Here is a 12,352-nt window from a genome sequence, read left to right on the forward strand (position 1 = left end):
GTCGGGCACGCCTGGCCCGTCTTTTCGCATTCGATAAATGATTGGGCGCGCGTCATTCGTAATTGGTGAAGCGAGATTCCGGCGGCGGCGGCGGCGGCAACGGCGTGTAACCCGCCACGCTGTTGCGGAACGCGGTCATCAGCCCGTTATCGACGCTCGACAGGCCCTTGAAGGTCAACTGCGCCAGGAAGCGCGTACTCGACTGATTCTGCCCCGAGGTGTTCAGGCCGTTCGCATAGCGCTGGATGCCGGCGCCGAGCGTCCAGCAGTCGGCGTCGTATTGCATGCCGACCAGGCCGTCGACGATGCGGTGGCCGCCCAGGTCATAGTTGAACCGCGCGACGCCGTACACGCGATGCGTGAGCGGCCACTGTCCCGACACCAGGATCTGGTTGATCGGCTGGTTGTCCAGCGTGGTGTTGGCGCGCGTGTAACGGTACGCGACGTTGATCACCTTGCCGGTCGCCGGACTGAACCCGAAGCCGACGCTCGTCTTCACCAGCTGATTGTTGTCGGCATTATATTGGAACGCCGTTTCCGAGGCGAAACCGGCGCCGAGCTTGAACGACGCACCCACGATCAGGTCCGAATGCGTGGCCTGCGTACTGGTCTGGTTCGGCTGCAGCGTGACGCGCTGGTCCTGGAAATAGTACTGCTGCGCGATCACGAAGCGCGCCCGTTCATCGCCCGTGGCCGGGTTGATGAAGCGCGTGGTGATGCCCGCGGTCAGGCGGTTCGCGTCGGCGATCCGGTCGTTGCCGACGAAGGTGTTCGGCGTGAAGATTTCCGCGAGACCGAAGTCCGAGTCGGCGGTGTCGAAGAGCGGCGCGTTGTCCTGATTGCGGTACGGCGTGTACACGTAGTACAGGCGCGGCTCCAGCGTCTGGATGTAATCGGTGCCGAAGATGCGCACCGAGCGCTCGAAAGTCAGCCCGGTATCGAAGCTCAGCGTCGGGATCGATTCGGTGAAATTCTTCGGCGTGCCGCGCGCCACGTCGGTGGTGCTGAGGTTGTTCAGGTTGTACGACGCGAAGTGCCACTGCACCTTCGGCGTGACGAAGTAGCCCGGCCCGACCACCGAGTACGACACATACGGGTTGAACAGCACCCGCTGACCCTGGGTCATGTCCCCGGTGGTAATGCGGAAATTCGTGTAATCGGCTTCCGTGCCGAAGTCGAAGCCGCCGACGTTGTACTTCGCGTACTTCACGTTCAACTGCGGCTCACGGCCGTACGGCGCGACCGACGGTTCGAGCGTCTGCCAGTGCTGTTCGCGCGCGAGCACCGACCACGGCCCGTTGTTGTAGGTCAACCCGGCTTCCTGCTGATACAGGAGCTGGGTGCCGTTCATGAACTGATTGACCGACGACGACAGGTCTTCCGGATACGTGTTGTCCGAAACCCTGTTGTAGTAGATGTAGCCGCCGAACCCGTTGCCGAAGTTCTGGTTGTGCTGGATATACAGCGCGTAGCGGTTGGTCTTGGTCAGGCGATCGTCCGGCAGGAATTCGCCGGTGATCGAGCCGGAATACGTGGGCGACAGATAACGGAACGTGCTCTGCAACTGCACACCGCGCTTGGAGATCAGACGTGGCGTCACCGTCAGATCGCGATTCGGCGCGATGTTGAAGTAATACGGTACTGAGAGTTCGAAGCCATTCGACGAACTCAGCGAGAACGTGGGCGGCAACAGCCCGCTGCGCCGCTCGCCCGACAATGGGAACGACAGCCAGGGCGAGGCGAACACCGGCACGCCCTGGAAGAACAACACGCTGTTGTAGGCGACGCCTTCGTCCGCGCCGGTGTCGAAGTCGAACTCGCTGCCCTTGATGTACCAGGCCGGGTTGTCCTCGCATGCGCACGCCGTATAGGTGCCGCGCGTAAATACCGAGCGCTCGTAGTCGAGCAGGTCGACACGCTCGGCGCTGCCCGAGCCGCCCGTCAGGTTGAAGCGATACTTCGGCGAGGTCATGAAGCCTTCGGTCGAATCCACGCGCAGATGCGCTTCCGGACCGATGAAGGTATTGCCGCTGTTGATCACGTGAACCTGGCCGTATGCGTCGGCCATGTCCGTGTCCTGATCGTAGTGCAGCGCGTCGGCCTTGATCACGGCCGTATTGCGGCGCAGCTCGCCCGAGCCCTTGACCGCCAGATCCTGGTCGATGGTGCCGGCGGCGCTGTCGCCGAGCACGAACGTGGCCGGGCTCTGGCCGGCTTGCAGCGGATGATCCTCGAGCTGCGGGGCAAGCCGCATGCCCCACGGGATGTCGATGGATTGCGGCTGCGCGGCTTCCCCCACCAGCTGGGCGTGCGCGAGCGCGGGCATCAGGCCCGGAGCGGCGATCAACGCCGCGACGAGCCGCCTTTTGCGCGGCACTACGGCACAAGAGGGAGTCGTTTGGGAAAGCTTTCTAGGCGGCATGTATCGTTTGGCGAATCGGCCCGTCCGTCAGCTCCTGCAGTCACGATCCACCGCCTGCACACCCCGACCGTGACAGTCGGCTGTACATCAATATTTACAATCTGTCGAACGATGAGGCGGGCGGTGAAGCGGACCACGCGAAAGCCAGCGTGAGTCGCGTCAAAAAAGTCGTGGGGTATTATATGGCAAGACGTTGCCCCTCTGAATTTGCTGCCGGTTTTCATGACGCCCCCCTCTTCCCAAGACACGACCCAAGACTCCACCGACAGCCGTCTCGAACTGCTCAAAGCCTGGCTGCAAGGCCATGCGGCGCGTTATGCGCTCGAGCTCGACACGCTGGTCCCTGCTTCGTCCGACGCCAGTTTTCGCCGCTATTTCCGGCTCGCCGGTAAGGCGGCGGAAGGCGAAAGCGCCACCAGCCTGATCGCCGTCGATGCCCCGCCGCCCGAGAAGTCGCGCGAATTCGTGCAGATCGCCGCCCTGCTCGACGCCGCCGGCGTGCATGTGCCGCGCGTGCTGGAGGCCGATTTCGACGCCGGGCTGATGCTCGTCACCGATCTGGGCACCGCTTCCTACCTCGCGGCGCTAACCGACGCGCAGCAGTCCGGCGATTCACGCCGCGCCCGCACGCTAATGCGCGACGCGCTCGACGCGCTGATCCGCTGGCAACTCAGTTCGCGCGAAAACGTGCTGCCGCCGTTCGACGAAGCATTCCTGCGCCGCGAAATGGAGCTGATGCCGGAGTGGTTCATCGGCCGGCACCTCGCGCGCGAGGTCGACGAAAAAACGCGTGGCGTGCTCGATCGCACGTTCGCGCTGCTGATCGCGAGCGCGCGTGCGCAGCCGCAGGTGTTCATGCTGCGCGATTTCATGCCGCGCAATCTGATGATCGCCGCCGCGCCGAACCTTGTGAACCCCGGCGTGCTGGACTTCCAGGACGCGGTGTTCGGCCCGATCACGTACGACGTCGCGTCGCTGCTGCGCGACGCGTTCATCGGCTGGGACGAGGAGTTCGAGCTGGACTGCTTTGTGTACTACTGGGAGCGCGCGAAAAAGGCCGGCCTGCCGGTCGATGCCGATTTCGGCGAGTTCTACCGGCAGATCGAGTGGATGGGGCTGCAACGGCACATCAAGGTGCTGGGCCTGTTCTGCCGGATCAACTACCGGGACGGCAAGCCGCACTACATGAAGGATCTGCCGCGTTTCATCGGCTATGCGCGCAAGGTGGCCGAACGCTATGCGCCGCTGCGTCCGTTCGCGAAGCTGCTCGACGAGCTCGAAGGCCGCGCGAACGAAATCGGCTACACATTCTGACCGGTCACCATGTCCCTGAAGAAAGCGATGATTTTCGCCGCCGGCCGCGGCGAGCGCATGCGTCCGTTGACCGACGCGTGCCCCAAGCCTTTGCTCGAAGCGGGCGGCAAGCCGCTGATCGTCTGGCAGATCGAACGGCTCGCGCGGGCCGGCTTCCGGACTATCGTGATCAATCATGCGTGGCTCGGCGCGCAGCTCGAAGCCGCGCTCGGCGACGGTTCGCGCTGGCATGTCGAATTGCGCTACTCGGCCGAGCACGAAGCACTGGAGACGGCGGGCGGCATCGCGCAGGCGCTGCCGCTGCTCGAAGATGACGGCGCAAGCGACGTGTTCGTCGCGGTCGCCGGCGACGTGTACGCCGATTTCGATTACGCCGGGCTCGATGCTCGCGCCCTGCAATTGAAGGCGCAGCCCGCTGCGGGCATGCATCTGGTGATGGTGCCGAATCCGCCGTTTCATCCCAACGGCGACTTTGCCCTGGTCGACGGCGTGCTGTCGCTCGACGCGCAGCCGCGCCTGACGTTCGGTAGCATCGCGCTTTACGACACGCGCATGTTCCGCGACTTGCCGCGCGGCACGCGGCGCGCGCTCACGCCGTATTATCAGGAGACGATTGCGCGCGGACTCGCGAGCGGCGAGTTGTACGAAGGCTTGTGGGAGAACGTCGGAACGGCTGCCCAGCTGCAGGATCTGGATCAGCGCTTGAGGATGGGCTGAGGGCGGCTAATCGGGCTCGCAGCGAAAAAAGCGTCGAGGCGAGCGGCGGCGTTACGCGAAGGCCGATGCGCCATACCGCGCAATTCACGCGCGGCATTCGGTCGCCAGTGAAGCGGACGTACCGCGTTCACCGCTCAAACCATTCAACTGCTCCGCCCGGCCGCCTGTTGCACACACCACCCCAGGCGCGGCCCTCACCGCCCGCCCTCGTTCGCTCCGATCGTCTCCATCGGCTCCGGCGCCTCTGCCGCACGTTGCTGCTGCAAGGCCCACATCTGCGCAAACAGGCCATTCGCGCGCAGCAGTTCCGCGTGCGTGCCGCGCTCGACGATGCGCCCCTTGTCCATCACGATGATCTGCTGCGCGTGCACCACCGTCGACAGCCGGTGCGCAATGATCAGCGTCGTGCGCTCGCGGGCGATCTGATCGAGTTCGTGCTGGATCGCGCGCTCGGAGCGCGAATCGAGCGCGGAGGTCGCTTCGTCGAACAACAGGATCGGCGGATTCTTCAGGATGGTCCGCGCAATCGCCACGCGTTGCTTTTCGCCACCCGACAGTTTCAAGCCGCGCTCGCCGACCGGCGTGTCATAGCCGTTCGGCAGCCCATCGATGAACTCGTGAATATGCGCCGCGCGCGCCGCCGCGATCACTTCTTCGCGGCTCGCCGACGGCCGGCCGTATGCGATGTTGTAGTAGATCGAATCGTTGAACAACACCGTATCCTGCGGCACGATGCCGATCGACGCGCGCAGCGAATCCTGCGCGACGTCGCGAATATCCTGAGCGTCGATGGTGATCGCACCGCCCGTCGCGCGGTCCAGATCGTAGAAGCGGAACATCAGCCGCGCGAGCGTGGACTTACCCGAGCCGCTATGGCCGACCACCGCCGTCGTGGTCCCCGCGGGAATCGTAAAGCTCACGTCGTGCAGTATCTGACGCGCCGGCTCATAAGAGAAGTTCACGTGCTCGAAGCGCACCTGCGCACCGCGCACTTGCAATGGTGGCGCGTCGGGCAGGTCGGGCACTTCCTGCGCCGCGCCGAGCAGCGTGAACATACGGTCCATGTCGGTGAGACTCTGCTTCAGTTCGCGATACACGACGCCGAGAAAATTCAGCGGAATATAAAGCTGCAACATGAAGGTGTTGATCAGCACCAGATCGCCGAGCGTGAGGCGTCCGGCCATCACGCCTTGCGTCGCGCGCCAGAGGATGAACACGAGCCCCGTGCCGATGATCGCCTGCTGCCCGAAGTTCAGCGCCGACAGCGAACGCTGCGATTTGATCGCGGCCGTGCGATAGCGCTTGAGGTTTTCATCATAGCGGCTCGCTTCCCACTCTTCGTTGCCGAAGTACTTGACGGTCTCGTAGTTGAGCAGCGAATCGATGGCGCGCGAGTTGGCTTTCGAATCGAGATCGTTCATCGTGCGGCGAAAATGCGTGCGCCATTCGGTGACCTTCACCGTGAACACGATGTACACCGCGAGCGCGATGAATGTGACGATCGCGTAATACGCCTCGTATTTGACGACGAAAAAGCCGAGCACGAGACCGACTTCGACGAGCGTCGGCAGGATGCTGTACAGCGAATACGAGATCAGTTGCGTGATACCGCGCGTGCCGCGTTCGATGTCGCGCGACATGCCGCCCGTCTGCCGTTCGAGATGAAACCGCAGCGACAGCGCATGCAGATGGCGAAACACCTTCAGCGCGAGTTGTCGCACCGCGCTCTCGGTCACTTTCGAAAACAGGATCTCGCGCAGTTCGGTGAAGAGCGACGTGGACAGCCGCACCACCGCATACGCGACCACCAGCAGTCCAACGCCGCCGAGCAGCACGATGCCCGGCGCGTCGTGCGCGCGGCCGAGCGCGGTGAGATGCTGGACCGACGCGAGGCTGTCGACGATGCGCTTCATCACGATCGGCACACCCAGATTGGCGACCTTCGCGCCGATCAGGCAACTGAGCGCGAAGCCGACTCGCCATTTATAGGTGGCGAGATAAGGCAGCAGCGACAGGATCGTCTGCCAGTCGTTGCGAGGCTGGGTGGAAATCGGCGAGGGTTCGGACGAGGGCGTGCGGCGCATGGGGATCTGCAAGGGGGAGAGTGTGAAAATGCCGGAGCTCCCGCGACAATAGCGGCGCGTCGGGTTGCGGCCTGCCGAGCTGGCACACCGCTTATTGACGCACGACCTCGCTGAACGCTTTCCCGTACAATTCCTGATCTTTCCATTGTCGCAGAAGCCGGCTGGCGCCGCTTTTCATAGGCTGTCCGGCCACCGGTTGCATGCTGGTCGCGCGGCCGTCCCATCTGCCCCGGTCGCCCCGCCGCTGGTGCAGTCGTCGTGAAATTCCCGCCTGCCGGTCGAGCCGACCGAGCCAATACGTTTCTCAAGGGTGCCCCCGATGACCGATCTTCTTCAACTCCCGCAAAAGCCCTGTGCGCTGCGCGTCGTGCCGCAACCGTCGGACGCGAATGTTCACGGCGACGTGTTCGGCGGCTGGATCATGGCGCAGGTGGACATTGCCGGCTCGATTCCGGCGAGCCGCCGCGCCAACGGGCGGGTGGCGACCATCGCGGTCAATTCGTTCGTGTTCAAGCAGCCGGTGTTCGTCGGCGATCTGTTGAGCTTTTACGCGGATATCGTCAAGACGGGTAATACGTCGGTCACGGTGTCGGTCGAGGTCTACGCGCAGCGCATGAGCCTGACCGAAGATCTCGTGAAGGTCACCGAGGCGATCCTCACCTACGTGGCTACCGATAGTGACCGCCGCCCGCGCGCACTGCCGGTACTCGACTGAGTTGCTGAGTTGACTCGCTGAATCGAGCCACTCGAGCACACATGGAAAGAGGCGCCTTGGCGCCTCTTTCCGTTTCAGACCTTGAAGTTGCAGGTGTGGCGGCACGCTCGTGACCGGGTGGACCCGGTCCGGCTTCGCTACCGCTTGCCGGCTTACTGGCTCGCCGCCGCGCCGATGCCCGCTTTCTTCTGCGCGTTCTGGATGTCGTTCGGATAGTTCGGATCGTTGCGCGACGGCTGATAGCCGTGCGCCTCCAGTTGTTTCAACTCGGCGTTCTTCTTCGCCCGCGCCTCTTTGCGCGCGGCCTTGCGCTCCGCCTTCGAGGTGTGCGGCCTCGCGCCGGTCGCCGCCTTGGCCGCATCGGAGCCCTCGCCCGCCGGCCCTCCTCCGGCGCCCCCGCCGCCGCTTTGTGCGAACGCCGGCGCGGCAGCCGCCACGCTCAGTACAACCGATGCCAACAACACAGCCAGTTTTTTTGCAGGTGAAGACGACATAGTTTTCTCCAGTCGGATTGGCGGATAGTCGGCAGCACGACGCCCGCCACACACTACGTGCGGCAGGAACGGCAATCGGGCAAACGGGCGAAGCGCTGCGTGAATCGAGTTTCTTTGATGTTTCGTCGGTACTTCGTCATGCCCCAGCAAGCTCCCGGATGGGAACCCTGAATATATCCGACTGAAACTCATGCGCAAATCGCTTTTGCCCGCGCAAGCGGTGGCTAGGCCGCCCCGCTCGACACTGCGCACGCGCCATCGCCGCGCAAATAAACATCGACCTGCGCTTCGATCCACTGCGCGAAATGCGTCTGGCCGGCCTTGAGAGTTTCGCGCTGCTGCCACACCAGCCAGTACGGATAGCGATACGGCACGCGGATCGTGGTGATCTGCACCAACGCACCTTGCGCCAACGCATGCGCGACCAGACTGCGTCGCTCGAGCGCGATGCCCTGGCCCAGCAGCACCGCGCCGATCGCGATGTTCGAATCGTTGGCCGACAGCACCACGGCTTCGGCCGGCGGCGGCGCGACGTGCGCCGCGTGGCACCAGTCAGCCCACTGCGCATCGGGGCTGGAGATCAGCGGGCAGGCGACCACGTCCTCGGCGCTCACGGGCAAGCGGCCGCCCGGTGAGAGCGCGAAATGAGGCGCGGCAACGACGAGCATGTCGTCGTCGAACAGTTTTTGTTGCGCGACGTCGGGCCAATGCCCTTGTCCCATGCGGATGCCGATGTCGGCCGCGCTCTGGCGAAAATCCTCGACCTGCAGACTGGTCAAGAGGCGCACCCGATAGTACGGGTGCGCTTCGCGAAAGCTCGGAAGGCGCGGCACGAGCCAGTGCTGCGCGAACGACGGCAGGGTCGAGATCACCAGTTCGCTCTCCTGTGGGCGCGCCTGCGCGCGGCGCGTGGCCTGGGTGATATCGTGCAGTGCGGCGCGGATGTCCAGCGCATACAGGCGTCCTTCGTCGGTGAGGCGCAACCCGCGCGCCTCGCGCACGAAGAGCGCGACGCCCATCGCGTCCTCCAGTACTCTGATCTGCTGGCTCACCGCCGAGTGCGTCACGTGCAATTCGCGCGCGGCCAGGGTGACGCCGCCCAGACGAGCGACGGCTTCGAAACAGCGGAGCGCGGTAAGCGGCGGGATGGGTTTCATGTTAGAAATTCTGACGTAGATCGTCGGTAATTGTCGCTTTTTCTGGCGCGCGGAGATGCTTAATCTATCGGCTTGAGGCACCAGACATCGCACGGGCGAGAAGCGCCGCGGCGCGGCCCGCTCAGGCGCACAATGATAGAACTGCTAACGGGAAACACATGAAACTGATCGGAATGCTCGATTCGCCCTACGTACGCCGGGTCGCCATCTGCCTCAAATTGCTGAAGCTCGACTTCGAACACTCACCGATCTCGGTGTTCAGCACGTACGAACAGTTCGCGCGGATCAACCCGGTCGTCAAGGCGCCCACGCTGATCGCCGACAACGGCAGCACGGTGATGGAGTCATCGGTGATCCTGCAGTACCTGGCGACGCTGGCCGGACCCGGGCAGCGGCTCTTCCCCACTCTGCCGGAAGACGCTTTGCGCGCCGCCCGTCTATCGGGGCTTGCGCTCGCGGCGTGCGAGAAGAGCGTCCAGATCGTCTACGAGCGGAATCTGCGGCCGGTGGAGAAGCAGCACGAGCCCTGGCTCGAGCGCGTGCGCGCGCAACTACTCGCCGCTTACGCCGAACTCGAACGCGAGGTGGCGACGGCCGCGCTGCCGATCGAGCAGGAGCAGTTCGACGCGGCGGACGTCACCGTGGCGGTGAGCTGGCATTTCACGCAGATGATGCTGCCGGAGATCGTCGATCAGGCTGCGTACCCGCACTTGCAGGCGTTTTCGGCGCTGGCGGAGGACTTGCCGGTTTTCGTGGACACGCCGGCGGTCTGACAACGGCGGTGCGGGAAGCCCGCCCTGTCATCGACAAGGCGGCGTGCAGGGACGAACCAGAACGCGCCGCCGATTGGCCCGGCAGTGATGCCCGGCCTCGCAGCGCCTCGATTGCCGCTGCGAGCCGCTCCCCCGGGCCAATCAAGCCGGCTCCAACTCGCGCCGCACGCCTCCTTGCAGCAACTCGGAAATCGCATCCGTCGATAACGGCCTCGCGAAGTAGAAGCCCTGCATCTCATCGCACGCGCGCTCTTTCAGGAAGTCGAGTTGCGCCGACGTTTCGACGCCTTCCGCGATTACGTGCAGCTTCAACGAGTGCGCAAGCGCGATGATTGCCGAGGTGATCGTCTCGTCGTCGCCCGACACGCCGATGTCCGACACAAACGAGCGGTCGATCTTCAGCCGGTCCACCGGGAAGCGTTTCAGATAGCTGAGGCTTGAATAACCGGTGCCGAAGTCGTCGATCGCGAGGCCGATGCCGAGCGCGTGCAGCTCGTTGAGCATCGACACCGCCTCTTCGGCGTTACGCATGATGGTGCTTTCGGTCAGCTCCAGTTCGAGGTAGCGCGGCTCCAGACCGGTCTCGGTCAACACCTGCGTCACCAGCTTCGCGATATCGCGCTGCTGGAACACACGCGCCGACAGATTCACCGACACCCGCGTCGGCGGCAAGCCCTCATCCTGCCAGGCCTTGTTCTGGCGGCACGCTTCACGCAGCACCCATTCGGACAGCGGCCCGATCAGCCCGCTCTCCTCCGCCAACGGAATGAACGCCGACGGCAACACCAGACCGTCTTCCGGATCGTGCCAGCGCACCAGTGCCTCGATGCCGACAATCTGTCCACTGCCGATATCCACCTGCGGCTGGTAATGCAGCAGGAATTCACCGTCACGTAACGCGCGGCGCAGGCGCCGTTCCAGATTCAGACGCGCGCCCGCGCTCGCATTCATCTCCGGCTGATAGAACTGGAACGTATTGCGGCCCATGTCCTTCGCGCGATACATCGCGAGGTCGGCCTTTTTCATCAGCGATTCGGCGTCGTCGCCGTCTTGCGGGAACAGGCTCGCGCCCATGCTGCACCCCACGTACAGCTCGGTGCCGTCGAGCCACACCGGCTCGGAGATCGACGAGCGCACGCGCTCCATCCATGCGATCAGCGACTGTTCATCGACGGTGTCGGTCATCACGATCACGAACTCGTCGCCGCCGTGCCGCGCCACCGTGTCGGTGGTGCGCGAGCAGCGCGCGAGGCGCTCGGCGACCACGCGCAGCAGCCGGTCTCCGACGCTATGGCCGAGCGTGTCGTTGACGTTCTTGAAACCGTCGAGATCGAGGAACACGACCGCGACGCCGTTGTGATGCCGCCGTGCGACAACCAGCGCATGCTCGAGCCGGTCGCGCAGCAGGTTGCGGTTCGGCAGGCGCGTGAGGCTGTCGTAGTTGGCCTGGTATTCGAGTTGTTCCTGATAGCGGATCAGATCGGTCACATCGTTGATCACGCCGATGTGATGGGTGATCACGCCTTCTGCGTTGGGCACCGGCGCGATGAACAGCTGATTCCAGAACAGTGCGCCGTCCTTGCGATAGTTGCGCAGCACCGCGCTGACCTCGCGATTCGCCGCGAGCGCCTGGCGGATCAGCGCGACGCCTTCCTGGTCGCGGTCATCGCGTTGCAGAACGCGGCAATCGTGGCCGATCACCTCGGCGGGATCGTAGCCGGTGATGCGCATGAACGCCGGGTTCACATATTCGATCAGATTGCCGGCCGGCGACGGCGCCGTGATCAGAATCGCGTTGACGCTCGCGTCGAGCGCGCGGCTTTGCAGACGCAACGCAAGATCGGCGCGCTTGCGCTCGGTGATGTCCGTATAGGAACCGAGCACGCCGATCACGCGGCCCTCGCCATCGGTGAACGGCAGCTTGCTCGTGACGGTCGTGCGGTGCACGCCGTCGATCACCAGGTCGACCTCGAAGTTCATCTTCGGCACGCCGGTGCTCACCACTTCCTGGTCGTGATTGCCCAGCAGATCGGCGAACGCGCGCCACGGCATATCGGCGTCGCTCTTGCCCACCACCTGCTCGGGATAGGCGAGCCCGGCATCGCGCGCGAACGCCATGTTGCAGCCGAGATAGCGCGACCCGAGGTCCTTCCAGAAGATGCGCTGCGGGATGTTGTCGATCACCGCTTCGAGCATCTGGTTCGAACGCTGCGCCTCGGCTTCGGCGTTGATCTGGTCGGTGACGTCGTCGGCGAGCACGAAGAGCGACGCGCGGCCCATGAAGTTCAGCGCGTGATACGAAATATCGACGCTGATGATCGAGCCGTCCTTGCGCCGGTGATGCCAGATGCCTGCCATCGTGCGGCCGTGCGGGACCGCATTTTGACGTTGCAGATGCGATTCGAGCCGCGCGAGTTCGCTCTGCGTGCGGATCGCGCGAATGGTCATGCCGAGAAATTCGTGCTCCGAGTAGCCGTATTGCTGGATCGCAGCCGCGTTGACGGCGAGAAAGCGCAGCGTCTCGCGATCGAAGATGTACATCGGCACCGGATGGTCGTCGAACAGGCCGCGAAAGCGTTCGTCGCGGCGCCCGAGCGCGCGCACGCTGCGCAGTTTTTCACGCGCGCTGTTTTCGCGGGCGCCGAACGTGAAGATGAGGAGCACGCTGCCGGCCAG

General features: G+C 64.1%; 9 protein-coding genes. 4 read left to right on the top strand and 5 right to left on the bottom strand.

Features of this window, described 5'->3' with window-relative positions:
- Nucleotides 1–52 precede the first annotated feature (52 nt).
- On the bottom strand, nt 53–2,422 hold the full coding sequence (locus tag CIC12_RS30100) for an LPS-assembly protein LptD (protein WP_168669797.1): 2,370 nt from the start codon (nt 2,420–2,422) through the stop codon (nt 53–55).
- Nucleotides 2,423–2,644: 222 nt separating this feature from the next.
- Here CIC12_RS30100 and CIC12_RS30105 point away from each other — a divergent pair, with 222 nt between their 5' ends.
- Nucleotides 2,645–3,736 carry an aminoglycoside phosphotransferase family protein gene (locus CIC12_RS30105; protein ID WP_168669799.1) on the top strand — a complete coding sequence of 364 codons (1,092 nt, stop codon included), beginning with the start codon at nt 2,645–2,647 and terminating at the stop codon, nt 3,734–3,736.
- Nucleotides 3,737–3,745: 9 nt separating this feature from the next.
- Nucleotides 3,746–4,453 (top strand): N-acetylmuramate alpha-1-phosphate uridylyltransferase MurU, encoded by a 708-nt coding sequence (murU, locus tag CIC12_RS30110; protein ID WP_168669802.1) that lies wholly within the window; start codon nt 3,746–3,748, stop codon nt 4,451–4,453.
- 194 nt (nt 4,454–4,647) lie between these two features.
- On the opposite strand, the gene CIC12_RS30115 is transcribed toward murU, so the two are convergent.
- Nucleotides 4,648–6,537 carry an ABCB family ABC transporter ATP-binding protein/permease gene (locus CIC12_RS30115; protein WP_168669804.1) on the bottom strand — a complete coding sequence of 630 codons (1,890 nt, stop codon included), beginning with the start codon at nt 6,535–6,537 and terminating at the stop codon, nt 4,648–4,650.
- A 319-nt stretch (nt 6,538–6,856) separates the two neighbouring features.
- Between CIC12_RS30115 and CIC12_RS30120 the strand changes: the two genes are divergently transcribed.
- Entirely contained in the window at nt 6,857–7,252 is a 396-nt protein-coding gene (locus tag CIC12_RS30120) for an acyl-CoA thioesterase (protein ID WP_121316527.1), read from the top strand.
- A gap of 152 nt (nt 7,253–7,404) precedes the next feature.
- Here CIC12_RS30120 and CIC12_RS30125 read toward each other — a convergent pair whose 3' ends face one another.
- Together CIC12_RS30125 and CIC12_RS30130 are read right to left on the bottom strand one after the other, a co-directional pair.
- A complete protein-coding gene (locus tag CIC12_RS30125) occupies nt 7,405–7,746 on the bottom strand; it encodes a DUF4148 domain-containing protein (protein WP_168669806.1) in 342 nt (113 codons plus the stop codon).
- Between the two features lie 224 nt (nt 7,747–7,970).
- A complete protein-coding gene (locus CIC12_RS30130) occupies nt 7,971–8,903 on the bottom strand; it encodes a LysR substrate-binding domain-containing protein (protein ID WP_168669809.1) in 933 nt (310 codons plus the stop codon).
- Nucleotides 8,904–9,061: 158 nt separating this feature from the next.
- On the opposite strand from CIC12_RS30130, the gene CIC12_RS30135 reads away from it, so the two are divergent.
- Nucleotides 9,062–9,676, top strand: coding sequence for a glutathione S-transferase (locus CIC12_RS30135; RefSeq protein WP_168669811.1), 615 nt, complete (start codon nt 9,062–9,064; stop codon nt 9,674–9,676).
- Between the two features lie 141 nt (nt 9,677–9,817).
- Here the strand turns inward: CIC12_RS30135 and CIC12_RS30140 are convergent.
- A partial coding sequence (locus CIC12_RS30140; protein WP_168669814.1) for a sensor domain-containing protein occupies nt 9,818–12,352 on the bottom strand: 2,535 nt, incomplete at its 5' end.

Source organism: Paraburkholderia sp. SG-MS1, assembly GCF_012275575.1.
Taxonomy (GTDB): Bacteria; Pseudomonadota; Gammaproteobacteria; order Burkholderiales; family Burkholderiaceae; genus Paraburkholderia.

Coding starts and splice junctions, on each gene's coding strand:
- CIC12_RS30100 (WP_168669797.1), bottom strand. CDS start 2,422: ATGCCGCCTAGAAAGCTTTCCCAAACGACTCCCTCTTGTGCCGTAGTG.
- CIC12_RS30105 (WP_168669799.1), top strand. CDS start 2,645: ATGACGCCCCCCTCTTCCCAAGACACGACCCAAGACTCCACCGACAGC.
- murU (WP_168669802.1), top strand. CDS start 3,746: ATGTCCCTGAAGAAAGCGATGATTTTCGCCGCCGGCCGCGGCGAGCGC.
- CIC12_RS30115 (WP_168669804.1), bottom strand. CDS start 6,537: ATGCGCCGCACGCCCTCGTCCGAACCCTCGCCGATTTCCACCCAGCCT.
- CIC12_RS30120 (WP_121316527.1), top strand. CDS start 6,857: ATGACCGATCTTCTTCAACTCCCGCAAAAGCCCTGTGCGCTGCGCGTC.
- CIC12_RS30125 (WP_168669806.1), bottom strand. CDS start 7,746: ATGTCGTCTTCACCTGCAAAAAAACTGGCTGTGTTGTTGGCATCGGTT.
- CIC12_RS30130 (WP_168669809.1), bottom strand. CDS start 8,903: ATGAAACCCATCCCGCCGCTTACCGCGCTCCGCTGTTTCGAAGCCGTC.
- CIC12_RS30135 (WP_168669811.1), top strand. CDS start 9,062: ATGAAACTGATCGGAATGCTCGATTCGCCCTACGTACGCCGGGTCGCC.